This window comes from Stenotrophomonas sp. TWI700 (genome assembly GCF_039673645.1).
Lineage (GTDB): Bacteria > Pseudomonadota > Gammaproteobacteria > Xanthomonadales > Xanthomonadaceae > Stenotrophomonas > Stenotrophomonas maltophilia_AA.
On sequence record NZ_JBDJMB010000024.1, the window covers coordinates 1 to 24,862 of the forward strand.

Here is a 24,862-nt window from a genome sequence, read left to right on the forward strand (position 1 = left end):
GCGGGGGTGTGCGGGGGCGGCCGGCGCCCCCGCTGCTGGCTCTGGCGCGCTGGGGGGGGGGCGCCCCCCCCCCCCCGCCACTACCGCCCTCAGCCCTGCCCGGCCATCGCGCGCAGGGTGATGCCCACGATGTAGGCCAGATACGTGCCCGTCGCGTAGCCCATCGTGCCCAGCAGCACGCCGACCGGGGCCAGCGAGGGATGGAACGCTGCGGCCACCACCGGGGCCGAGGCCGGCCCACCGATATTGGATTGCGAGCCGATCGCGAAGTAGAAGAACGGCACCTTCAGCGCGCGCGCCAGCGCCCACAGCAGCACGATGTGCACGGCGATCCAGATCAGGCCGAGCAGGAACAGCCACGGGCGGTCGAGCAGCGCGAGCAGGTCCATCTGCATGCCGATGCAGGCGATCAGGAAGTACAGCAGCAGCGCGCCCAGCTTGGAGGCACCCGCACCTTCGAGGTTGCGTGCACGGGTGAAACTCAGCGCCAGGCCGCCGGTGGTGGAGATCACCACCACCCAGACGAACGGCGCGTCCAGGCTGAACTGCGACGCCCAGGCCACATGGCCCTTGAACCAGGCCGAGACCGGCCCGGCGATCGCATGCGACAGCCCCACCACGCCGAACGCGACGGCCACGATCAGCATCAGGTCGGTCAGGCTGGCCACGCGTTCGTGCTGCGCCTGGAAGGCCTGGATGCGCAGCTTGAGCGCGTCGATGCCCGAGGTGTCGGCACCGCTGCGCGCATCGATCTTCGCCGAACGCCCGGCCATGAAGATCAGCACGGCCATCCACACGTACCCGACGCCGACGTCGACCACCGCGAACTGCCCGAAGGTGGTCGCGTTGACGTCGAATACTTCGCGCATGGCGAGCATGTTGGCGCCGCCGCCGATCCAGCTGCCGGCCAGCGCGGCCATGCCGGCCCAGGTATCGCCGGCGACGGTCGCCGGATGCAGCCACTTCATCAGCTGGAAGGCCACCACCGCGCCGATCATGATGCTCAGCGAGGCGCCCAGGTACATCACGATCAGTTTCGGGCCCAGCCGCAGGATGCCCTTGATGTCCACGGCCAGCGTGAGCAGCACCAGCGCGGCGGGCAGCAGGATGTCGCGCGCGACCGGGTTGTAGAGATGGGTGTTCTGGCCGTCGATCAGGCCAACGGTGTTGTACACACCGGGAATCAGGTAACACAACAGCAGCGCGGGCACGTAGGTGTAGAAGCGCTTCCACAGCCCCTGCTCGCGCGAGGCGGTCCAGAACACGGCACCGAGGGTGGCGGCGATCAGGCCGAAGACGACGATGTCGTTCTGGATCAGGGCAGGTGCTTTCACGGAGATGGGGTGCCTGGGTCGTGCCGGCCGCTTGCCGGCAACCTCATGAGTACTGAAAGCGCGGTGCAGATGCCGGCCAGCGGCCGGCACTACGGATGAAGATACAGATGCTGGCCTGCGGCCGGCACCCGCGATGCAAAAGCGCCGCCCCTGGGGGCGGCGCTTCAAACCGGCTTATTCGCCGATGTGCTGCTTCAACCAGCCGTTGACGGTGTCGTGCCACTGCACGCTGTTCTGCGGCTTGAGCACCCAGTGGTTCTCGTCCGGGAAGTACAGGAACTTGGACTCGATGCCCTGGCGCTGTGCGGCGGTGAACGCTGCCAGGCCCTGCTCCACCGGAATTCGGTAGTCGAGCTGGCCGTGCACGATCAGGATCGGCTTCTTCCAGTCCGACACGTGGTTGACCGGGTTGAACTTCTCGTAGCTGGCGGCCTTTTCGTACGGCGTGCCGCCCTGCTCCCACTCGGTGAACCACAGCTCTTCGGTGGCGTAACCCATCATGCGCTGGTCGAACACGCCGTCATGGTTGACCAGGCACTTCCACGGCTCGTTCCAGTTGCCGGCGATCCAGTTGACCATGAAGCCGCCGTAGCTGGCGCCCAGCGCGCACGCCTTGTCGCCGTTGAGGAACGGGTACTGCTTCTGTGCCGCGGCCCAGCCCTTCTGCAGATCTTCCAGCGGGCGCTCGCCCCAGTGCTGGCTGATCGCATCGGTGAAGGCCTGGCCGTAACCGGTGGAGCCGTGGAAGTCGATCATGACCACCGCGTAGCCCTGGCCGGCGTAGGTCTGCGGGTTCCAGCGGTAGCTCCAGCCGTTGCCGAAGCTGCCCTGCGGGCCGCCATGGATCAGGAACGCGACCGGGTAGCGCTTGCCTTCCTGGTAGTTGTACGGCTTGACCACGTAACCGTGCACGGTCTCGTTGTTCCAGCCCTTGAACTGGAACTGCTCGTAATCGCCGAAGGCGACATCGGGCAGCATCTCGCCGGCGCTCGGGGTGATCTCGCGCGGGTTGGCACCATCGAAGGCGGCGACGACGATCTGGTCGCCGCTCTTCAGGCTGTTCTTCGTATACGCCAGCGTGGTGCCGGCGATCACCGGCGAGCCGATGCTGCCGCCGTCGACCACGACCTCGGCCTCACCAGTGGCGATGTCGACGCCGAACAGGCGGTGCTCGCCCATGTCGTCGGCGCTGGTGTAGATCAGGGTGCCGTCACCGGACAGCACGATCTCGCCGGCCGAGCGGTCCCACTTTGGTGCGATCTCGCGGGTCTTGCCGGTGGCCACGTCCATCGCCATCAGGCCGAAGCGGTCCGCTTCGAAGCCCGGTCGCTTCATGGCGCGGTAGTACAGGGTCTTGCCGTCGGCGCTGAACACCGGGCCGGCATCCCAGGCCGGGTTGGACGCGGTCAGGTTGACCGGCGCCTGCTTGCCCTCGGCATCCAGGCGGTACAGGTCGAAGTTGGTCGACCACGGCTCCTGCTTGCCGGCTACGCGGATCGCAGCGACCACGGTCTTGCCGTCCGGCGACCAGGTGAAGTCGTCATTGCCACCGAACGGCTTGGACGGCGCATCGCCGGCCAGCGTCGCGCTGATCGCCGAGGCACCCTTCACCGCGGCGGCCTTGCCGGCCGGCAGCGGCGCCACGAACAGCGTGTTGCGGCGGCCATCGGCCCAGGTGTCCCAATGGCGCACGAACAGGCTGTCGAATACCTCACCGGTGTTCTTGCGCGCCTTGTGCGCGTCCAGTTTCTTGCTGGTGCAGGCCAGGTCCGAACCGCAGTCCTGGAACACGCCGCTGCTGAAGGCGACGCGGTCGCCCTGCGGCGAGACGTGGAAGCTGTCCACATCGACCGGGAAATCGGTCAGCTGGCGGGGGGTGCCGCCGGTGGTCGGCTGCGCGTACAGCTGCTGGCTGCCGTTCTTGGCGCTCAGGAAATACACGGTCTGGCCATCGGCCGACAGCGCGGCGGAATTGACGTTCCAGCCGGCCGGGGTGAGCGGCTTGGGCGGGGCCAGGTCACGCGTGCGCAGGTTGCGGATGAACAGGCCGGTGCTGGCCTTGCTGTCGGCACCGACCACGCGCTTGGCGAAGATCACGTTGCCGCCATCGGCGGTGAGCAGCGGGCTGGAGACCCGATCCAGCGCGATCATGTCGCGCACATCCAGGCCACGCGTGGCCGCCAGCGAGGGCATCGCGGTCAGCAGGCACAACGGCAGCAGGGCGTAACGAAGTTTCATCGGGGTCTCCGCGGAACGGCAAAACGCCGATGGTAGGGCCGCAGGGGCCGCACATGCAAAGGCCATCGGTCATGCCGGTGCCTTGCCTGGGGGCAGAAACGACAAACCCCGCCGGAGCGGGGTTTGTCGTGACACAGATCGGGTCTTTGTTAGACCGACCCCACCGCGCGCTTGCCGGTGCGGTAGATCAGCCAGCCGACCAGGAACAGCACGGCCAGACCGATCCACTGCGCGCCCGGCAGGTGGAACGGCAGCGCCAGCACGTCGGCACGGCTGCTGATCACGATCGGTACCGCGATCGCGATACCCATCAGGGCTTCACCGGTGATCAGGCCGGCGGCGAACAGCACGCCCGGCTTGTGCACGCGGTCGCGGCCTTCTTCGTCGTCGCCACGGATCTTGTGGAAACGCTCCACCAGATAGGCGATCAGGCCACCCAGGAAGATCGGCACCATCAGCTCCAGCGGCAGGTAGATACCGATGGCGGCCGCCAGCACCGGCACGCGGAAGCGTGCGTTGCGCGACTTCAGCCAGCTGTCGAAGGCGATGATCGCCGCGCCGACCACCGCGCCGATGCCGATGAAGGTCCACGGCAGCTCGCCACCGAACAGCCCCTTGGCCACCGAGGCCATCAGGTTCGCCTGCGGCGCGGCCAACGCGTTGGGATGCAGCTCGGACTTGACGCCGATGCCGTAGGCAGTCGCCAGCAGGTTCAGCACCGGGGCCATGATCAGCGCGCACGAGAACGCGCCGATGCCCAGCATCAGCTGCTGCTTCCACGGGGTGGCGCCGACGATATAGCCGGCCTTGAGGTCCTGCAGATTGTCACCGCCGACCGCGGCCGCACAGCACACCACCGCGCCGATCATGATCGCGGCCACGGCACCCAGCGGTGCACCGCCAACACCCACCGGCTTGAGGCCGTCGGCGCCGAGCAGCAGCACCAGCACCGCCGAAGCGAACAGGATGGTGGAGATGGTGATGCCCGAGACCGGGTTGTTGGAGGAGCCGATCAGGCCGGCCAGGTAGGCCGAGACCGACACGAACAGGAAGCCGGCCACGATCATGATCAGCGTCATCGGGATCGACACGTGCCACTGGCCCACGATGGCCTGGTACAGCGCCAGCAGCGGCAGGGTGAAGACGACCAGTGCCACCAGCATCCACTTCATCGGAAGGTCGCGCTCGGTGTCCGCCAGCGCCGGGCCACCGCTCTTGCGGGCCGCGGCAAAGCCACTCTTGACGCCATTGAGCAACGACTTGCGCAGCGAGATCAGGGTCCAGACGCCACCGATCAGCATCGCGCCCACGCCCAGGTAGCGCATCTTCGCGCCCCAGATGGCGAAGGCCGCTTCCGTGGAGGTGGCCGTGGCGATCGAGGCCGCCAGCGCCGGATCGGTGTTCATGAAGAACGCCTGGTACAGCGGGATGGCGATATGCCAGGTCAGGATCGAGCCGGACACCACCACGATGCCGACATTCAGGCCGACGATGTAGCCCACGCCCAGCAGCGCCGGGGACAGATTGGTGCCGATGAAGGCGCTGATCTTCGAGCCGCCCACATAGGCCGAGGTGGCCCAGGCATCCGGAATCAGGCGCAGGCCGCTTTCGGCCGCCAGCTTGACGAAGGCACCGATCACCGCCGACACCGCCAGGATCTTCAGGCCCGGGCCCGGGTTTTCACCGGCCTTGAGCACTTCGGCGGCGGCCTTGCCTTCCGGGAACGGGAGCGGATCTTCCACGATCATCGAACGGCGCAGCGGCACCGAGAACAGCACGCCCAGCAGGCCACCCAGGCCGGCGATGCCCAGCACCCACCAGTACTTGAAGTCCGGCCAGTAGCCCATGATCACCAGCGCGGGGATCGTGAAGATCACGCCGGCGGCGATGGACGAACCGGCCGAGGCGCCGGTCTGGACGATGTTGTTTTCCAGGATCGTGCCACCGCCGAGCAGGCGCAGCACCCCCATGGAAATGACCGCGGCGGGAATGGCGGTGGCGATGGTCAGGCCTGCGAACAGACCGAGGTAGGCGTTGGCGGCCGACAGAATCACCGCCAGCACGATGGCAAGCACCACCGCGCGGAAAGTGAGCTGGCGTGGCGCAGCGTCGTTGTTCATGGAAGCCCCTGCTGGCAAAAAATCCCTGCCACGCTAGCGTTCATGTACAGGCAAGTCCAGTAGTGCCGGCCGCTGGCCGGCAACCCTGCACCACCTGATCGAGGCCCCTGCTGACCTGCGCGTGCCGGCGCAGCCGCGACACGCCGGACTCGGCAAGGTCCGGGGCCAGGCCCATCCAATATGGTTATGTTATATCCTATCGCACCAACCAAGCGGCGCTGCTGTGACGTCTTCCCCCACCTCCCGCCTGACCTCCATCGACCAGCTGCGCGGCACCGTGATCGTGCTGATGCTGCTCGACCACGTGCGCGAAACCTTCTATATGCACCAGCAGGTGGGCGACCCGATGGCGGTCGACCAGGTCGAGCCGGCGCTGTTCGTCAGCCGGCTGCTGGCCCACCTGTGCGCCCCGGTGTTCGTGCTGCTGACCGGTCTGTCGGCCTGGCTGTACGCCAGCGGCAAGCCGGACGGGCGGCGGGCCGCGTCGGCCTTCCTGCTCAAGCGCGGCCTGTTCCTGGTCGTGCTGGAGCTGCTGGTGGTCAACTTCGCCTGGACCCTGCAGTTCCCGCCCAGCGTGGTCTACCTGCAGGTGATCTGGGCGATCGGGATCAGCATGATCGCGCTGGCCGGGCTGCTGTGGTTGCCACGCGGCGCGCTGGCGGTGCTGGCACTGGCCGTGATCGCCGGGCACAACCTGCTCGATGGCATCCGCGTACAGGGCGACGGTGCACTGGCCGTGGTCTGGAAGGTGCTGCACCAGCGCGAGTGGATCGCCGTGACCGACGGGCTGCGCCTGCGCACCTCCTACCCGGTCCTGCCGTGGATCGGCGTCATTGCGCTGGGCTGGGTGATCGGGCCGTGGTTCGCGCGCGGCGGCGATGCCCTCCTGCGCCAGCGCCGCCTGTGGATGGCCGGCGCCGGTGCGCTGCTGGCGTTCGTCATGCTGCGGGCGGTGAACCTCTACGGCGACAGCCCGTGGCAGTCGTTCGCCAGCGCCGCCGGCACGGTGATGAGTTTCTTCAACGTCACCAAGTACCCGCCCTCGCTGCTGTTCCTGCTGCTGACCCTGGGCATCGGCCTGCTGTTGCTGCGCCTGTACGAGCAGCCGCGGGTGGCCCAGGCGCTGGCGCCGCTGGCCGACATCGGGGCGGCGCCGATGTTCTTCTATCTGCTGCACCTGTACGTGCTGAAGCTGCTCTACCTGCTGGCCGAGGCGCGCTGGGGCCAGACCCACGGCGGGTACTTCGCGGTCGACCATGTGGCGACGCTGTGGCTTGTCACCGCCGTGCTGGCGCTGGCGCTGTACTGGCCGACGCGGGCGTTCGCACGGTTCAAGGCACGGCGCCGGGACCTGGCTTGGCTTCGCTATCTGTAAGCGCGCGATGCCGGGCTGCTGAGGCTGCCGGCCAGCGGCCGGCACTACGACAGCGGCCGGCACTACGACAGCGGCCGGCACTACCACAGCGGAGCGGCCAGACCCGGCACGGCTGACCCTTCGCCGCGGGCCTATACTCGCCGCCTTGTCCGCCCTGCCCCTATCCCTCGATGACCGCAGCCGCCCTGCCCGCCTCCGCAGCCTCCCCCGCTACCGACGACTTCCTCGGCCATCCCAAGGGCGTCTACATCTGCTTCTTCACCGAGATGTGGGAGCGGTTCTCGTTCTACGGGATGAAGGCGCTGCTGCTGCTGTACCTCACCAAGTACCACCTGTTCGGCGACAAGGCCGGCCTGGACCTGCTCGGCGCCTACGGTGGTCTGGTCTACTGCATTCCGGTGTTCGGTGGCCTGCTCGCCGACCGCTGGCTGGGCATGCGCAAGGCGGTGGTGTTCGGCGGCGTGCTGCTGGTGCTCGGCCATCTCGGTATGGCCTTCGAAGGACATGCGGCGGTCCACGTGGGCGGCGCGGTTGTACGCGATGACGCCGCACTGGGCATCACCTACCTCTCGCTGGCGCTGATCATCATGGGCGTGGGCTTCCTCAAGCCCAACATCTCCACCATTGTCGGCAAGCTCTACCCGGAAAACGATCCACGCCGCGATTCGGGCTTCTCGCTGTTCTATGCCGGCATCAACCTCGGCGCGCTGTTCGCGTCGCTGGTGTGCGGCTTCCTCGGTGAAGCCTACGGCTGGAAATACGGCTTCGGCGCGGCCGGCATCGGCATGGTGATCGGCCTGGCCATGTTCCTGTGGGGGCAGAAGTATCTGCAGGGCCATGCCGAACCGTCCGACCTGCCGGCGCTGCGCCAGCGCGTGCTGGGCGTCCGCCGCGAATGGCTGATCTATGCGGTGGCCGTGCTCGGCGTGGTGCCGGTCGCTGCCCTGATGTGGGCGGCCGCCAATGGCGCGTTCGCGCTCGGCGGGGAAATCAGCCTGGCGCTGATGCTGATGATCGTCGTGCTCGGCGGCGTGCTGGTCTGGTTCGCCTGGTTCACCGGCACCCGCTGCACGCCGGTGCAGCGCCAGCAGATGATCGCGCTGATGGCCCTGATCTTCATGGCGCTGGTGTTCTTCACCCTGTACGAGCAGACCTACGGCTCGTGGGTCACGTTCACCGATCGCCTGCTGACCAAGGACCTGGTGCCCTCGCTGGTGATCCAGGGCGGCACGCCGCTGCCGTGGTCGATCGCCTCGCTGCTGCTGGCACCGCTGGGGTTCGTGGTGGCCACGCGCCTGTCCGAGCGCAGCCCCGGCTCGTCCGCACCGCGCACGCTGTTCATCGCCATCGTCGCTGCGATGCTGGTGATGCTGATCCGCGACTGCCTGGTGATTCCGCAGACCGCCGGCTCGCTGACCTATCTCGGCGGCCTGTTCCTGGTCGTGCTCGCGCCGCTGTTCGCGATGCTGTGGGCGTGGCTGGATCGTCGCCGCATGGACCCGTCCAAGCCGGTCAAATCCTCGATCGGCCTGGTCTTCGCCGCGCTGTCGTTCGTGCCCCTGGCCCTGGCCGCCCAGCACGTCGGCGCGACCGGGCAGATGGCCAGCGTGTGGTGGCTGGTGCTGGCGTATCTGATCCTGGAGATCGGTGAAATGTGCCTGTCGCCGGTCGGCCTGTCGGCGGTGACCCAGCTGGCCGCGCCGCGCGTGGTCAGCCTGATGATGGGCACCTGGTTCCTGGCCACCGCGTTCTCGGAAACGCTGGCTGCGCTGTTCGGCAAGCTCGCCGCGATCGAGGTGCCGGAAGGCCAGACCATGGACATCGGCAGCGCCGCCGCCAGCTACGAGCACCTGTTCTGGCTGCTGATGTGGATCGGCCTGGGGTGTGCCGCGGTCGCGCTGATCTGCTCGCCGCTGCTGAAGCGGATGATGCACGGAGTGAAGTGAGTCCTGCCTGCCGCGCATACGACAACGGCACCTTCCGGTGCCGTTGTCGTTGAAGCAGTGTGACCTGCGCGACGCGCTCAGGGCTGGGCCGGCGTCGACACCGTGGCGGTCTGCCCGCCCAGGCTGTTGGACAGGAAGGCCAGCAGCTTGGTGTAGTACTCGCGGCGATGCGGGTCGGTGTAGAAGCCATGGCCTTCGGTGGGGTAATACAGCGTCTCCACCGGCACGCCGGCCTTCTTCAGTGCCGCTTCCATCCGCCGGGTGTGCAGGATCGGCGCGCGCTCGTCTTCGCCACCGGCGGCCAGGAATACGGGCACTTTGATCCGCTCGGCCAGGTTCACCGGTGATACCGCCGCCAGTGCCGTGCGGTCACCCACCCATTCCCTGAGATGGGTCTCGCCCGAGCCACGGCGCTGGATGTCGCCGGTGGTGTACATGATCGGCAGGTCATAGACCCCGACATAGCCCGCCGCACACGCGTACAGCGACGGCTCCTTGGCCACGCCCATCAAGGCCGCATAGCCGCCGTAGCTCGCACCATACATGCAGATCTTCGCGCCATCGGCGATGCCTTCGGCTACCGCCCAGCGGGTGGCGTCGGTCAGGTCGTCCTGCATGGCGCCGCCCCATTCCCGGCTGCCGGCGTTGGCATGGGCCCGGCCGAAGTTGGACGAGCCCCGGAAGTTGACCTGCAGCACCGCATAACCGGCGGCGGCCAGCAGTTGGCTGTCCATGTCATAGGCGCCATCGTCGTACACGAAGAAGGGCCCCCCATGCGGCATGACGACCATCGGCAGGCGCTTGCCCTCGCTGCCCCTGGGACGGGTAACGAACCCGTGCAGCGGCATCCCGTCGCGGGCCTTCAGGGCGATCGGCTGCACCACGGCCGCGGTGTCCGGATCCACCCACTGGCTGCGGCTCACCACCAGATCGGCCTTCTTGGCCTGCGTATCGAACACGTAGAAGTCGCCGGGATTGCTCCCCGACCATACCTGCACCATCGCCAGCCTGCCGTCGCGCGAGGACGAGGTAATGAACACCGCCTGGCCGCTGAAGGCCTGCTCCAGGCTGCGCTGCAGGCGGGCATCGGCCGATGTTTCATCGAAGAAGCGGGTGCGCGGCGTGTCGCCCAGGTACAGCGCGCCGATCGGGATCGAGGTCCCGCGCCGGTAGATCACCCTGGCCGGGTCGACCACCGCGTCGCGCAGCAGTTCGCGGCGCTCGTCGGTCGCCGGGTTCCACGACACGATCGTGTCCGGGCCACTGGGCTGCTCGACCAGCAGATAGGCCAGCCTGCCATCCTCGGAGAAGCCCAGCGCCCGCTCGATCCGTTGGCTGACGCCTTGATCGTTGATCATTTTCCAGGCCGCACCGGCGCCGTCGCGGTAGTACAGCTTGTTGACGTTGTCACCGGCGGCGCCGTCGGCGAAGCGCACTTCCCCCTTGCCATCGGCGACGAAGTCGGCGCGCTGCACCGGCGCGCGCGCGACCGGCGTGCGCTGGCCGCTGTTGACGTCCAGGCGCTCGGCCGAGGTGAACGGATCGACCGAGAACGGCATCACCTTGACCAGCACGCGGCGGTCCTGGTCGGGCAACGCATCGATCATGAACGCAGCCACCGCTTCGACCTTCTTCGGCTGGATGCGCGTGCCCGGCCCTCGGCTCTGCACGCGGTAGCCGATCAGCAGCTCGCCCCGCCCGCCGTCGGCATTGATGCCGAACAGTTCGCCGGTCGGCTGCGGCTCGTCCAGCGAGCCGAACTTCTCCGCCAACCCGATCAGGACGCGCTTGTCGTTGACCCAATCGAAGTCATTGGCGTGGTTGTTCTTCGGCGGAACGAACGAGCCGATCAGCTTGCCGTCCTCGCGTCGCACGATCGCCAGCCCGGTGCGGTCCTCCATCGGAATGGTGGCCGCATAGAACGCGCCGGTCGGCGAAATCTTGATGTCCGTAAACGTATCCCGGCGCAGATAGTGCTCCAGGTCCACCGCACCGGCCTGGCCCGTCATGGCCAACAGCGCGGTCATTCCCCACACGCATGCACGCTTCATCCTTCCCCCCTGCTCCACTGGACATCGTGTCCGGAAGGGCGATTCTAGGCGCAAGCTCGGCGGGTCAACCAGCGGCGTTTTCCTACCGCCGGGCAGGAAAAAGGAGCCTGTCCGCGTAAAAAAAATGGCACCGCGAACGGTGCCATCTCCAGGGCCTGCATCGAGGAGAGAGTTCAATGCATGCCGCGGAACGCGAGGCTGAGCGCCAGGATCGACAGGATCACCGCGATGGTGCCGTCGAGGATGCGCCAGGTTTTGGGCTTGGTGAACAACGGGGCCAGCAGGCGCGCGCCCAGGCCCTGGGCGGTGAGCCACAGGCAGCTGGCGGTGAACACGCCGGCGGCGAAGGCCATGCGTGCGTTGCCGAAGTTCTCGGCGATGCCACCGATGACCATCATGTCCAGCCAGAAGTGCGGGTTGATCAGCGAGAACCCGACCGCCGAGATCAGCACCGCGCGGCGCGAGGTGCTGTCGCCGTCGTCCACATGCATGCCGCCGCCACCGGCCAGCGCGCGTCGCGCCGACTGCCAGGCATACCAGGCCAGGAAGGCGACACCGCCCCACAGCACGACAGTGGTGAGCCACGGCACCGCCTGGGTCAGCGTGCGCAGGCCGGCCACGCTGGCGAAGATGAAGATGCCATCGATGGCGGCACACGTGGCCACCACCGGAATGATGTGCTTGCGCAGGATGCCCTGGCGCAGGATGAACGCGCTCTGCGCACCGACCACCGCGAACAGGCCGATGCCGGTTGCGGCACCACTGAGCCACGCGCTCAGCCCGGCGCCGCCGGAAAGGATCGAAAACATGGGATACCACCTGTGTCTTGCTGGGGGGCGGTGCCTCGCCAAGGCGTACAGCACCGGATGGCGCATATTGTCGCGCCGCAACATTAAAAAGTAGAGCTAAACTTACTTAACCATCTTTAGCAGAACTTAAGATCATGCGCATCGACCATGCCCAGCTCCGTGCCCTGGCCGCAGTGATCCGCGAAGGCAGCTTCGAGCGTGCCGCGCAGTCGCTCAATGTCACCGCCTCGGCGGTCTCCCAGCGGGTCAAGGCGCTGGAGGACCGGGTCGGCCGCCTGCTGGTCAAGCGCTCGTCCCCGGCGGTGGCCACCACCGAGGGCCAGGTGCTGGTCCAGCTGGCCGAGCAGACCGCCCTGCTCGAGCACGATGCCCTGCACCGGATGGGTATCGCCGATGAGGACCTGCCCCACGCCAGCATCCCGGTGGCGGTGAACCATGACAGCCTGGAAACCTGGTTCCCCGAGGCGGCCCTGCAGTTCGCACGGCAGACCGGCACCACGCTGGACCTGCGCTCGGAAGACCAGGACCACACCGTGGCCCTGCTCCGCCAGGGCGCCGTGCTGGGCGCGGTGACCACGCTGGACGAGCCGGTGCAGGGCTGCCAGATCCACGCGCTGGGCAGCATCCGCTATGCGGCCACCTGCACCCCGGCCTTCCATGAGCAGTACTTCGCCAAGGGCGTCAACGCGCAGTCGCTGGCCCAGGCGCCGGTGCTGGTGTTCAACCGCAAGGACGACATGCAGGCCCGGTTCGCCCGCCGCCTGGCCGGCAACGACCTGCCGCTGACCGCGCCGACCTGGTGGATTCCCTCCACCCGCGCCTTCGTCCAGGCCAACCTCGGTGGGCTGGGCTGGACCATGAACCCGCTGCCGCTGGTCAAGCGCCATCTCGATGCCGGCCGGTTGGTGCACATGAAACAGCGCGCCTGGGAAGACGTGCCGCTGTACTGGCAGCACTGGAAGGGCGACGTGCAGACGATGGCACTGCTGACCCGCGCGGTACTGGCGGCCTCGGCGACGCTGGTGCGGCGGAAGCGGTAAAAGCGGCGGCCCAGCCCTGCCCTACACAGGCCACCGACTCGGCCCGGTGCAGGATCGGCCCATCCAGCCGTGGGGGTCTCGATGGACAGCGATCCGGTCTACCTGCACATCCGGGTGGTGCTCAGCATCATCCTCGGCCTGAGCATCACCACCCTGCTGCGCGGCCTGGCCGGGATCATCGAACATCCCCAGCGCCGCGGCTGGTCGTGGATCCACCTGTGCTGGGTGGTCTGGGCGCTGATTTCGGTGGTGACCTTCTGGTGGTGGGAGTTCCGCCTGGGGCAGGTGCGGCAGTGGACCTTCGAGCTGTATCTGTTCGTGATCGCCTACTGCGCCGCCTGGTACATGCTCTGCGTCCTGCTGTTTCCCGACGACGTGCGCGAGTTCGGCAGCTATGAGAACTACCTGCTGCAACGGCGCGGCGGCTTCTTCGGGATGCTGGCGCTGGTCACCCTGCTCGATCTGATCGATACCGCCATCAAGGGCCACAGCCGCTGGCAGATGCTCGGCGACGCCTACTGGGTCCACACGGTGGTGATGCTTGCGATCGCCGGGCTGGGCATCGTCCTGCGCCAGCGCCGCGCCCACCTGGCCCTGGCCCTGATAGCGCTGATCTATCAAGCCAGCTATTTCCTTCTTGAATACTTCACCTTGGCCAGCGACTGACCCGGCGCGGCACACCCACCGGATGCTGCGTTGCACCAAATCCGTACCGGAAAGGGCTAAAATCGCCTCCAAGGTACCGCTGTGACGCCCGTCTTCACGGGCGTTCCCGGCAGCGGCGGCATCCTTCCCATGTCTCCCTACCTGAGATCCCCATGAAAAAACTAGCGAAGGTCGTCCTCGGCCTGTTCGTGGTGTTGCTGTTGGCAGCGGCACTGTTCCTGTACTGGCCGCTGCATCAGCGTTCGGTCCCGGCCGCCGGCAACGACAAGCCGGTCGACGTCGTCCTGGTCGGCGGCGGCATCATGAGCATCACGCTCGCCACCTTCCTGCAGGAGCTGCAACCGGACTGGAACATCCAGGTCTATGAGCGCCTGGACGGGGTCGCACTGGAAAGTTCGGACGGCTGGAACAACGCCGGTACCGGCCATTCCGCGTTCGCCGAGCTGAACTACACCCCGGAACTGCCCGACGGCAGCATCGAGACCAAACGTGCGGTCGGCATCGCCGAGCAGTTCGAGATCTCGCGCCAGTTCTGGTCGCACCAGGTCCGCGAAGGCCGCCTGAGCCAGCCCAGCGACTTCATCAATCCGACCCCGCACATGAGCTTCGTCTGGGGCGATGAGAACATCGCCTACCTGCACAAGCGCCAGCAGGCGCTGGTCAAGAACCCGCTGTTCTACGGCATGCAGTACTCCGAGGACGCCGCGCAGATCAAGCAGTGGGCACCGCTGCTGATGGAAGGCCGCGACCCGAAGCAGAAGGTCGCCGCGACCTGGATGCCGCTCGGCACCGACGTGAACTTCGGGGTGATCACCCGCCAGCTCACCGCCGGGCTGCAGCGCAGCCCGAACTTCACGCTGCACCTCAACCATGAAGTGCGCGCCCTGCGCCAGAACGACGACAAGAGCTGGAACGTCACGGTCAAGGACCTGGCCTCGGACACCGAATCCACCGTCAAGTCGCGCTTCGTTTTCATCGGTGCCGGTGGCGCCGCCCTCAAGCTGCTGCAGCTGTCGGGCATTCCGGAATCGAAGAACTACGCTGGTTTCCCGGTGGGGGGCCAGTTCCTGGCCTTCCAGTCGCCGGCGATCGCCGGGCGTCATTCGGTGAAGGCCTATGGCATGGCCGAAACCGGCTCGCCGCCGATGTCGGTGCCGCATCTGGATGCGCGCAAGCTGGATGGCAAGCCGGTGGTGCTGTTCGGGCCGTTCGCGCTGTACAGCACCAAGTTCCTCAAGCATGGCTCGTGGTTCGACCTGTATTCCTCGGTCAACCACAACAACGTGGCCGGCATGATGGACGTGGGCCTGGAGAACCTGGACCTGGTGAAGTACCTGATGGGCCAGGCGCGCCTGAACGATGACGACCGCCAGGCCGAGCTGGTCAAGTACTACCCGAACGCCAAGCGTGAGGACTGGAAGCTGGTCACCGCCGGCCAGCGCGTGCAGATCATCAAGAACGACCCGGAGAAGGGCCCGATCCTGCAGTTCGGTACCGAGATCGTGACCGATCAGGACCACACCCTGGCCGCCCTGCTCGGCGCCTCGCCGGGTGCCTCGACCTCGCCGCCGATCATGCTCGACCTGCTCAAGAAGGCCTTCCCCGAGCAGATGGCCGCGGGCTGGGAAGCACGCCTGAAGGAAATCGTGCCGTCGTATGGCCGCAAGCTCAACGACAGTCCCGCGCTGACCAACGAGATCCGCCGCCTGACCAGCGAGACGCTGAAGCTGCCCTACCTGGACGTGCCGCTGGAAGGCGCGACCAGCCCGGCGGTGATGCTGACCCCGCCGCCGGCCGCCAAGCCGGCCGAGGCCAAGCGCAACGCCAACGAAGAACTGCAGGCGCTGTAAGCCTGCCCCGGCGGGGCCTGCGGGCCCTCGCCACGGTTTCCCTCCGGCCACCCTCGCGGTGGCCGGTTGCGTTTAGGGGTTGGGTGACGCTGAATGTTCACAATTTGTAAAGCGAATGAGAACGCTTTACATTTGCACCCCGCCGGGCTTGGGGCCCGGCCACGTCCCCCAGATCATCACGAGACCCCGCATGTACGCCTGCGCTGCTTCGCTTCGCCTCCCCCGCCGTGCCCCGCTGGGCCTGGCCCTGCTTTCCGTGCTGGTGCTGACCGCGCCGCAGGCGTTCGCCGATGCGCTGGCAGACGCCAGCAGCGCCGCCGATGCCAAGACCTTGGACAAGGTCAGCGTGGTTGGTGCCCGGGCGATGCCGTCGAGCACCACGCGCCTGCCGATCAGCCTGCAGGAAACCCCGCAGTCGGCGACCTCGATCGGCCTGCAGCGGCTGCAGGACGAATCGTTGTTCAGCATCAACGACGTGATGCGCAACGTCACCGGCGTCAGCGTCTCCTTCTATGACACCCAGCGCCCGCTGTACTACGCGCGCGGATTTGCCATCACCGACTTCCAGGTGGACGGCATCCCCACCTACAGCGGCTCGACCAACCAGGAATACGACACCGCTTTCTACGATCGCGTCGAAGTGATCCGCGGCGCCAACGGCCTGCTGAGCGGGGCCGGCGTGCCGTCGGCCACGGTCAACCTGCTGCGCAAGCGACCGGGCAAGGAATTCGATGCCTCCTTCGCAGTGAGCGCCGGCAGCTGGGACTACCAGCGCATGGAAGCCGATGTCACCGCGCCGCTGACCGCCGATGGCCGGTTCCGCAGCCGCGTGGTCGCCGCCTACACCGACCGTGATCTGTATTACGACCGTTACCACGAGAACAAGATGGCCGGCATGGCCGTGCTGGAAGGTGACCTGACCGACAGCACCACGCTGACCGTGGGCTACCAGACCCAGGACAACAATCCGGTCGGTTCGACCTGGGGCACCGTGCCCTTCTTCGACAGCCAGGGCAACTTCGCGCACCTGCCGCGCTCGACCAACGTCGCCCCGAAGTGGAGCTACTGGCAGCGCGAGACCAGCACCGCGTTCGCGAACCTGGAACAGCGCTTCGGCGAGAACTGGCTGCTGAAGATCAACACCGCCTACACCCAGGGCAACGTGCAGAACGTGCGCGTGTACGGCAGCGGCTACCCCGATCCGGCCACCGGCACGGGCATTTTCCTGCGCACCGCCGCCGGCGATTCGGAAGACACCCGCCGCAACGTCGATGCTTATCTGAGTGGCACCTTCACCCTGTTCGGCCGCGAACACGACCTGACCGTGGGCGGCCAGTGGGCGGATATCGAGGGCACCACGAACACCATCGCGCTGCGCTACCCCACCGACTGGGCCACTTGCCGTCAAGGCAACATCACCGAGCGCTGCTACTACATCCCGGACATCCGCGCGTGGGATGGTGACATCTCCGAAGTGACCTACTCGCGTACCGGCGCACGCCGCGTCGCCAAGACCACGCAGAGCGGCGTCTACGTGGCTACCCGCCTGCGCCTGGCCGATCCGCTGGCGCTGATCGCCGGTGCGCGCCTGAGCCGCTGGGAAACGCTGACCCGTGCCTACAGCGCGGCCGGGGCGTACACCGGCACGAGCGGCGCCTACAAAGTGACCGATGAAGTCACGCCCTATGTGGGCCTGGTGTACGACATCACCCCGCAGGTGGCCGCCTATGCCAGCTACACCGAAATCTTCAACCCGCAGAACTACAAGGACCGCAACGAAAACCTGCTGGCGCCGGTGGAAGGTTCCAATCTGGAAGCAGGCATCAAGTCGCAGTGGTTCGACGGTCGCCTGACCGCCAACGCGGCGGTGTTCGAGGCCAAGCAGGACAACTACGCGGTACTCGATACGAGCGTGCCGGAGCGCTCGCTCAGCGATGGCAGCTCGGCCTACATCGGCATCAACGGCACCAAGGCACGCGGCTGGGAAGTGGACGTCAACGGCGAGATCCTGCCGGGCTGGACGGTCAATGCCGGCTTCACCCACGTCAAGGTGACCCGCGCGGCCACCGATCTGCTGTACGCCAACCCGGCTGAAGATCTGCTGCAGCTCAACACCCAGGTGCGGCTGCGCGGCGCGCTGGAGCGCCTGAGCGTGGGCGCGGGCGTGCAGTGGCAGAGCAAGGTGCAGGGCTACAACATCCCCTATCCGCTCGGCGGCACGGTCACTGTGAACCAGCCGGCCTACGCGCTGGTGCAGTTCAATGCCAACTACCGCATCAGCGACAGTTGGACGGCCACCCTCAGCGTGCGCAACGCGCTGGACAAGACCTACTGGGCCAACCTGGATTACAACAACTACGGCGAACCGCGCTTCGTCGCGTTGAGCCTACGCTGGAAGTACTGAGGCCTGGCGACATCGCTGTGTTGAACGAACGGGTCGCCTTCGGGCGGCCCGTTTTTTTGCCCCGGCCAGCGGCCGGCACTACCGGGCCGTGTCTCGCGCAGCGTCCACATCACCGGCAGCACCAGCACCGCGACCACCGCGATCATCGCGCCGGGCGCGGACGACCAGCCGGTATGCCGCACCAGCAGCTCGGCCAGCAACGGCGTTGCCCCACCGAAGAACGCGGTCGCCATGGTGACGCCCAGCGCCAGGCCACTGAGCCGCCCTTCGCCGGGGAACTGCTCGGCCGTGGCGGGAGCCGCCACCGCGCTCACGCCGCCCGCGAGGCAGGCCAGCACCACCGCCGCCAGCCCGATCGCCACGGTACTGCCGCCGGCCATCACCGAGAACATCGTCAGCGGCAGCAGGGCCGACAGCGCGGCCAACACAATCAACACCGGACGGCGCCCGACCCGGTCCGACAACGCGCCCGCCAGCGGGGTCACGATGATCACCGCCACCGCCGCGACGGTGGACAGCCACAACGCTTCCGATTCACCGACCTGGCCGGCCGAGCCCAGGAACGCGGGCACATAGGTGATGCCGACGTAGTAGGTGATCGAGCCCAACGCGGAGATCGCGAACGTGCGTGCAATGGCGGCCTTGTGGTGGCGCCAGGTGTCGCGGATCGGCGACACCGGCACGGTGCCTTCGGCCTGCTGGCGCTCGAACTCGGGCGACTCATGCATGGTCGAGCGTGCCAGCAGGATCGCACCGGCCAGTGCTGCCCCGACGAAGAACGGAATGCGCCAGCCCCAGCCATCCAGCTGCGCCGTGCTGAGCAGCGCGACGGTCAGCGCCGACAGCGCGACCGCGAGCAATGCCCCTACTTCGCTCGCGGCCGAGGCCAGCGAGGTCACCAGCCCGCGACGGCGCACCGGCGCGGTTTCCAGCAGATATGCGACCACGCCCGTGTACTCGCCGCCCACCGAGAACGCCATCAGACAGCGCAGCAGCAGCAACAGCACACCGGCAGCGGCACCGATGCTCTCGAAGGTGGGCAGCAGGGCGGTGGCGAGCATCGCCACGGTCATCAGTAGCATCGAGGCCAGCAGCATGTAGCGTCGACCGAAGCGGTCGCCGAGATGGCCGAACACCAGGGCCCCCAACGGACGCATCAGGTAGGACACCGCGAAGCCGGCGAGCGTGGCCAGCAGTGCATTCTCGCCACCGCCGAAAAATACGCGGGACAGCACCGTGGCCAGGTACAGGTAGAGCGTGAAGTCGTACCACTCCACCACCGTCGACAGGCCGGCGATGATCATCGAGCGCGTACGTGGGCGCGTCCCGGGCGCGGTGGGCGCCGGGCTCAAGCGAGCTTCCTGTGGACGCGCAGGTCGTCGCGGAGCGACAGCGGAAGAAATCGCATCGGGCTACTCCCGGCCGCCTCGGCCGCATCTGGACGGCGACAGCCTACGACAGCCGATCTGCACGCCGCGTCACGGGAGCGCGGCGTTGTCGCAACGCGGCCCCGCCCGCGCTCAGGCCGCGGCCACGGGTCGGACCGCACCCCGCCGATAGCTCAGCAACCGGCCATTGCCCGGCGCATTGCCCTCGTCCTCGAACAGCCCCAGTTCTTCGGTCACGTCAAAGCCCTGCAGGGCCATGCCACGCGAGAACGACCCGACGTTGCCGCGGCCGGGGTCGGTGATCAGCAGCTCGGCATCAGGCTTGGCATGCCGCAGCATCATTGCCGCGACCTGATGGGCATGCCCCCGCTCGTAGAGGATGTCACTGCCGATGATCAGGTCGAAGCGGCCAAGTGAGCCATCGGGGACTTCCCAGGGAAGGTCGCGATAACTGACGGCCGGCAGGTCGTTGAGCCCCGCGTTGTAGGCGAGGAACGATTCGGCCAGGGGATGGTGATCGGTCGCAACGACGTCGGCACCCCGATGCGCGAGCACCAGGCTGGACAGGCCCAGCCCGCAGCCCAGTTCCAGGATTCGTTTACCGGCCACGTCGAAGTGGCTCATGGTCTCGGCCAGTGCGCGGCCGGCCGGCCAGATCTGGCCGAACAGGCTCCACAGCGAAGAATGGATGCCGACGCGCTCGGCACGCCCGGTGGGATCGGAGAACTGCTGCAGGTCGCTGAGCGCGCGGATGCGGAAGTCGTGGCCGCCGACCGGGATGGTGAGGATGCGGGTGGTATAGCCCGGCATGTGCGCTCCGTGGGACACGGGAGCCTTCATTCCGGGAGCGGCATGAAGGGCTCGGAGAAAGGAGCGGGGCGATCAGGTGTCGATCGCGCAGGACGCGCGCAAGCACGTGTGACCCCATCCTACGCCATGCGCACAGACCTGGCTGAACGCCTCGGCGCCGCCTTGCGTGGCGTCGAAGTGGCCTTGCGCACGGCGGCCACGGCGCCGTAGCGCACCTGGCAGACCGGGCAGAAGAACGTCCGCCGCCGGGTCGTGCCCGGGTAAGTCTTGCTGAGCGGGCCACCGCAGTGGGGACAGCTGCGCTTGGTGTGGACCAGCCAGTGCTGGCGCAGCACGAACTGCCGTTTCCAGTCCAAGAAGTCGACACTGTACTGCCGCGCCTGTTTGATGACCTCGCCCAGCTTGCGCGGTGGCAGCGCGCCGACCGTGGATTCGGGATGCACACGCGTACGGAACAGCACCTCGTTCTTGATGATGTTGCCCACGCCGGCAAAGATGTCCTGGTCCAGCAGCGCGTCGCAGATCAACGTCTCCGGCTGCTGCTTGAGTTTACGTCGCGCCAGTGTCGGATCCCACGCCGGATCCATCACATCGCCGCGCCAATCGTAGGTATCCGCCAGCGCGCCTTCGATGTACTTCACCGACGAGGCATAGATGTTGAGCTCGCCATTGTCGAACTGAAGCGACACCCGCGGTGGCGAGGGCTTGCGCTCATCGATGCGGTAGCTGCCGAACATCAGCATGTGCACGCGCAGGCTGAAGCCGCGGAATTCGATCAGAAAGTGCTTGCCCCAGCTGCGCAGCGCGACCACGCGGCGGCCTTCCATGCGGGTGAGGTCGAGCGAGCTGTTGCCGGTGGCCAGCCGCACGGTCTTGCCGCGGAACTTGGCGGCCGCTTCCCGCAGGATGACGATGGAAGGACCTTCAGGCATGCGTGGTGATCTCCTTCAGGCGCAGGGCATTGGCGATCGCAAAGCCATGGGCGGTGTTGTCGAAGATCACCCACGGTGCCTGCGCCTGCCCGGGCTGCTGTATGACCTGTGTCGCCAGAGAGGCCAATGCGGCCTCGGGATAGTCGCTGTAGTACATGCGCGGCGAACCGTGCCAGCGCCAGTAGTGCCAGCCCTGCGCGCCGCCCGGTAGCGCGGCGGCGGCAACGCGCGCCGGATCCACCGCGGCCCGGGAAATCGCGTGGCGCTGCAGCAGCGCATCGGACTGCGTGCTGAACCAACTGGCATGGCGGGGCTCGCAGACCACAGGCACCGGGGTGCGTCGACGCAGCGCGCGGAAAAAGCTCCCGGCGCGGCGCGTATCCAGTGCCAGCGATGGTGGCAACTGCAGCAGCAGGGCGCCCAACGTACGCCCCAGTCCACCCACCTCGTCCAGGAAGCGGTCCAACAGTGGGCCCACGCCGACCAGTCCGGAATCGTGCGAGATGGTCCGCGGCAGCTTTACCGAGAAGCGAAAGTTGGCCGGTACGGTGGCCGCCCAGCGCGCGTAGGTCGCGCGTTGGTGCGGCCGGTAGAACGAGGAGTTGATCTCCACCACGTCAAAGCGCGTGGCATAGCGCGCCAACAGGCTGTCGCCGGGCCCGAAGTGCGTGGCGTAGCGGCTGGGGATCGACCAGCCGGCACACCCGATCTTCGGCATACGCGACGCGGCCATGCGTGCCTCCTTCAGCGCAGGATTTCGCCCTGGTCTTCCCCATCCCAGTAATGGATGCGCGCCGCAGCCACCTGGATCAGAACCAGCCCAGGGCTATCCACCCCCTGCGCGAACCAGCGCTCCAGATCTTTCACCCAATGCTGCTGCATCACCGCCTTGTCGCGGATCAGGGTCGCCCTGCCCTGCACCGCCACGAACAGCGGCGGCTTGCCCAGCAGCGACTTGCTGCCGGTGAAGCTCAGCGCCACCTTCGGGTCGTGCGTGATCTCGCGGACCATGTCGGTGTCTTCGGTGGTGAAGAACCAGCTGTCGCCGTCGTAGTCCACATCACCGTTGTTGCTCATAGGCCGCGCCGCGATCTCGCCGCTGTCGGCATGGGTCTGCAGCATGGTGAAGTCGATGTTGGCCATCTTCTTGGCCAGTTCGGGCAGGGTCAGCGTGGTCATGGAATCTCCGGGGTCAGGGCTCGTACGCCCAGCCTCCGCGCAGCGCAGTGACCGAGGCGTGCACGGCCACTGGCGGGACATTCACATGGTTGCGGCCGGGGTTGCGCTGGGGAACATCGCCAGCAGCGCACGGGTCAGCACGGCCGGGTAGACGGTCAGGTGATCCTCGTCCGGGACCACGCGCGTTTCCAGCTGCAGGCCGGGATAGCCGCGCCCGTGCAGGCGATCGGCAAAGCGCCGGGTATGCGCGACCATGTCGTTGCGCGCGGCGAACGGCGCATCGGAGGCGGGCGTTTCATGCGCACCAATCGACAGCACGACCTGCGCCTCCAGGTCCGTGTGCGTGCCCGCGTAGTCCGCCTCGATCCGGTCGATCACATGCTGGTCGAACCAGAGCGATGGGCTGGACAGCAGGTAACGCTGGAACATCGCGGGGCGGGTCAGCAGCCGTACATGCCGAACAGCCCGCCGTACGAATGGCCGGCGAAGGCGCGCTGCGCCGGATCGGTGCGATAGCGCGCCTCGACCCGGGGCAGCACATGCGCCTCCAGGAAATCGCGGTAGTGCGCAGCGCCGCCGTAGATGATCCCATCGGTGTAGTCGTCGCCTGCACAGCGCACCGGCGGGGTCGGCGTGTAGTCGCGTGAGCGGCTCTGCTGCGAGCTCAGCCCCTGCTGCGGCGGCAGCCCGACCAGGATGAACGGCGTCAGGTGCGCGCCGCCCTGCCCGACCATGTTGCGCACGCTGCGCACGAGCGGAAAGCTGTACAGCGCATCCGTGACATACAGCACCGGGTAGCGCAGGTGGGTATCGCGCTCATACCCGGCCGGCAGGGCCACCCAGACCGGGTAGTTCCGGCCCGTCGGGTCGCGGACCCACCAGGCTTCGGTATCCGGTAGCACGACCCCGGTCACGGCAGTCGGTGCCGCCACCTCCAGGCCACCTGCGCATTCCTGGCGTTCACTCCAAGGCATCGGCTCATCCCCTCCGCAGCGTGATCAGGGTGATCTCCGACGGCACGCCGATACGTGCCGCGAAGCCCGGCCACAGTCCGGCACCGTTGCTGACATACAACGTCATGCCATCCACCTCGTAGCGGCCGGACACATAGCCGCCGTTGGCGCGCTTGACCAGCTGGTCCATGCCGACGATGTGACCGCCATGGGTGTGGCCGGAAAGCTGCAACGCCACACCCTTCGCGGCATTGGCGCGTGCCTCCACCGGGCGATGGTCGAGCAGGATCACCGGCGCCTGCGGGTCTGCCCCGGCGAGCGCGGTGGCGAGGTCCGGCATGGGCAGGCCGTAACGCGCGGCCACCGGATCGGTGACGCCGGCGATGGTCAGCGTGGCGCCCTGGCGCTGCACCCGGGTGTGGCTGTTCTCCAGCACCTGCATCCCCTGCCCACGGAACGCCTGCATCCACTCGGCGTACTGCGCGTAGTACTCGTGGTTGCCGGTGATGGCGATGACACCATCGGGTGCCTGCAGTCTGGCCAGAGGCGCGAAGTCGTTGGCGCGGGCGCTGACAGTGCCGTCGATCAGATCACCGGTGATCACCACCAGGTCAGGATGCAGGGCGTTGCTCTCGGCCACCACCTTCTCCACCCAGGCACCGGTGAGCAGGCGGCTGGCGTGGATGTCGGTGAGCTGAAGCACGCGATAGCCGTCGAACGCGGCCGGCAACCCGTCGATGGCCACCTCGATCTGGCGCGGCTTGGGGACCGCCATGCCCTGCCAGATACCGTAGGCGGAGAGCAGCAACGCCAGTGTGCCCGCCGCAGGGCGCAGCCACGGCGCACGCAGCATCGGCAGCACGCGCCGCGCCCGCACCAGTCGCGCGATCAGCAGCAGCGCATCCAGCACAAGCACGAACACCGCACTGATCAGCAGCGTGGTGAACCCGGTCGCGAGCACCGCGATCAACGCTTTGGGAATCTCGGGCGAGGCCATGGTCCCGGCGAACTGCGCCACGATCCGGTGGTGCAGCGCCAGTGCCACCACCAGCAGCCCCAGCACGAGCCGGACCGGACGCGGCAACCGCAACGGCCAGATCAGCCGCCATACCAGATACAACGCAAGCAAACAGCCGATCACACTCAGCATAGGCACATCCTGGAAACGTTGGGGGGGGAATGGGCCGGCCGCATCGCTGCCGCCTCGCCCAGCCCTTCATCGTTGCCGAATCGCGCGGCGTGTTCCAGTGCAGGAGGTCGTGATGATTCAGGCAGAGCGCTGGCTCGCCTTCGCACGCGCTGCAGCGGCGGGGAGCTTCGCTGCCCGGTTGCGCGCGATCGCGGCGCGGATCAATGCCTTGAACGCGGTGGCGCTGATCGTTTCGCCCTCGTGCAGATCGATGGCGCGGCGCGTGTTGCCCTCCAGGCTCGCATTGAACAGCCCCTTCGGATCGGGCAACGCCGCGCCCTTGGCGAAGGTCAGCTTCACGGCCGCCTTGTAGGTCTCGCCGGTGCACAGGATGCCGTCATGCTCCCACACGGGCACGCCTCGCCACTTCCAGGTTTCCACCACCGCCGGATCGACCTGGTGGATCAGGCTGCGGATGCGCGCCAGGGTCTCGCCCCGCCAATCATCCAGCGACTGGATGCGCGCATCGATCTGCTGCGATGCGGACGGCTCGCTGGCTGCGGCAGCGCGCCCTTCGTGCGCCTTATAGACCTGATCGAAGGGCCCATCAAGCATGCGGCGCCTGCCGGAGATCAAAG

General features: G+C 67.3%; 20 protein-coding genes. 6 read left to right on the forward strand and 14 right to left on the reverse strand.

Annotated elements, in window-relative coordinates; all coding sequences use genetic code 11:
• Positions 1-89: 89 nt before the first annotated feature.
• From ABE473_RS15080 to ABE473_RS15090, 3 genes are all read right to left on the reverse strand, one after another.
• Positions 90-1,334: a DUF819 family protein gene (locus ABE473_RS15080; protein WP_346490049.1), complete on the reverse strand. Its 1,245-nt coding sequence runs from the start codon at positions 1,332-1,334 to the stop codon at positions 90-92.
• A 174-nt stretch (positions 1,335-1,508) separates the two neighbouring features.
• Positions 1,509-3,572 carry a S9 family peptidase gene (locus ABE473_RS15085; protein ID WP_346490050.1) on the reverse strand — a complete coding sequence of 688 codons (2,064 nt, stop codon included), beginning with the start codon at positions 3,570-3,572 and terminating at the stop codon, positions 1,509-1,511.
• Positions 3,573-3,721: 149 nt separating this feature from the next.
• Positions 3,722-5,692: an oligopeptide transporter, OPT family gene (locus ABE473_RS15090; protein ID WP_346490051.1), complete on the reverse strand. Its 1,971-nt coding sequence runs from the start codon at positions 5,690-5,692 to the stop codon at positions 3,722-3,724.
• A gap of 223 nt (positions 5,693-5,915) precedes the next feature.
• Between ABE473_RS15090 and ABE473_RS15095 the strand changes: the two genes are divergently transcribed.
• Positions 5,916-7,067: a heparan-alpha-glucosaminide N-acetyltransferase domain-containing protein gene (locus ABE473_RS15095; RefSeq protein WP_346490052.1), complete on the forward strand. Its 1,152-nt coding sequence runs from the start codon at positions 5,916-5,918 to the stop codon at positions 7,065-7,067.
• A 170-nt stretch (positions 7,068-7,237) separates the two neighbouring features.
• Positions 7,238-9,013, forward strand: a complete 1,776-nt coding sequence (locus ABE473_RS15100) for an oligopeptide:H+ symporter (RefSeq protein ID WP_346490053.1) — start codon at positions 7,238-7,240, stop codon at positions 9,011-9,013.
• Positions 9,014-9,090: 77 nt separating this feature from the next.
• On the opposite strand, the gene ABE473_RS15105 is transcribed toward ABE473_RS15100, so the two are convergent.
• The gene (locus ABE473_RS15105) at positions 9,091-11,040 is read right to left on the reverse strand and encodes a S9 family peptidase (protein ID WP_346490054.1); all 1,950 of its coding nucleotides are present in this window, start codon (positions 11,038-11,040) and stop codon (positions 9,091-9,093) included.
• Positions 11,041-11,237: 197 nt separating this feature from the next.
• Entirely contained in the window at positions 11,238-11,873 is a 636-nt protein-coding gene (locus ABE473_RS15110) for a LysE family transporter (RefSeq protein ID WP_179459514.1), read from the reverse strand.
• 134 nt (positions 11,874-12,007) lie between these two features.
• On the opposite strand from ABE473_RS15110, the gene ABE473_RS15115 reads away from it, so the two are divergent.
• From ABE473_RS15115 to ABE473_RS15130, 4 genes are all read left to right on the forward strand, one after another.
• Positions 12,008-12,913 (forward strand): LysR family transcriptional regulator ArgP, encoded by a 906-nt coding sequence (locus ABE473_RS15115; protein ID WP_176990085.1) that lies wholly within the window; start codon positions 12,008-12,010, stop codon positions 12,911-12,913.
• A gap of 81 nt (positions 12,914-12,994) precedes the next feature.
• Positions 12,995-13,579: a hypothetical protein gene (locus ABE473_RS15120; RefSeq protein ID WP_346490055.1), complete on the forward strand. Its 585-nt coding sequence runs from the start codon at positions 12,995-12,997 to the stop codon at positions 13,577-13,579.
• A gap of 152 nt (positions 13,580-13,731) precedes the next feature.
• Positions 13,732-15,429: a malate dehydrogenase (quinone) gene (gene mqo, locus ABE473_RS15125; protein ID WP_346490056.1), complete on the forward strand. Its 1,698-nt coding sequence runs from the start codon at positions 13,732-13,734 to the stop codon at positions 15,427-15,429.
• 190 nt (positions 15,430-15,619) lie between these two features.
• A complete protein-coding gene (locus ABE473_RS15130) occupies positions 15,620-17,833 on the forward strand; it encodes a TonB-dependent siderophore receptor (protein ID WP_346490057.1) in 2,214 nt (737 codons plus the stop codon).
• Here the strand turns inward: ABE473_RS15130 and ABE473_RS15135 are convergent.
• The 9 genes from ABE473_RS15135 to ABE473_RS15175 form a co-directional block, all read right to left on the reverse strand.
• A complete protein-coding gene (locus ABE473_RS15135; RefSeq protein WP_346490092.1) occupies positions 17,785-19,137 on the reverse strand; it encodes an MFS transporter in 1,353 nt (450 codons plus the stop codon). The genes ABE473_RS15130 and ABE473_RS15135 overlap by 49 nt on opposite strands.
• 216 nt (positions 19,138-19,353) lie before the next feature.
• Positions 19,354-20,031, reverse strand: a complete 678-nt coding sequence (locus ABE473_RS15140) for a methyltransferase domain-containing protein (RefSeq protein ID WP_346490058.1) — start codon at positions 20,029-20,031, stop codon at positions 19,354-19,356.
• A 119-nt stretch (positions 20,032-20,150) separates the two neighbouring features.
• Positions 20,151-20,963, reverse strand: coding sequence for a DNA-formamidopyrimidine glycosylase family protein (locus ABE473_RS15145; protein ID WP_346490060.1), 813 nt, complete (start codon positions 20,961-20,963; stop codon positions 20,151-20,153).
• Positions 20,956-21,696, reverse strand: a complete 741-nt coding sequence (locus tag ABE473_RS15150) for a DUF72 domain-containing protein (RefSeq protein WP_346490061.1) — start codon at positions 21,694-21,696, stop codon at positions 20,956-20,958. Before ABE473_RS15150 ends, ABE473_RS15145 begins: the two co-directional genes overlap by 8 nt.
• Positions 21,697-21,707: 11 nt before the next feature.
• Complete coding sequence (locus ABE473_RS15155; RefSeq protein WP_176990092.1) at positions 21,708-22,142, reverse strand: pyridoxamine 5'-phosphate oxidase family protein; 435 nt, start codon at positions 22,140-22,142, stop codon at positions 21,708-21,710.
• Between the two features lie 81 nt (positions 22,143-22,223).
• On the reverse strand, positions 22,224-22,571 hold the full coding sequence (locus ABE473_RS15160) for a hypothetical protein (RefSeq protein WP_346490063.1): 348 nt from the start codon (positions 22,569-22,571) through the stop codon (positions 22,224-22,226).
• Between the two features lie 11 nt (positions 22,572-22,582).
• The gene (locus ABE473_RS15165) at positions 22,583-23,116 is read right to left on the reverse strand and encodes an alpha/beta hydrolase-fold protein (RefSeq protein WP_346490064.1); all 534 of its coding nucleotides are present in this window, start codon (positions 23,114-23,116) and stop codon (positions 22,583-22,585) included.
• Between the two features lie 4 nt (positions 23,117-23,120).
• Entirely contained in the window at positions 23,121-24,245 is a 1,125-nt protein-coding gene (locus ABE473_RS15170) for a metallophosphoesterase (protein WP_346490065.1), read from the reverse strand.
• Between the two features lie 117 nt (positions 24,246-24,362).
• Complete coding sequence (locus ABE473_RS15175; protein WP_346490066.1) at positions 24,363-24,839, reverse strand: DUF1801 domain-containing protein; 477 nt, start codon at positions 24,837-24,839, stop codon at positions 24,363-24,365.
• Positions 24,840-24,862: the final 23 nt, after the last annotated feature.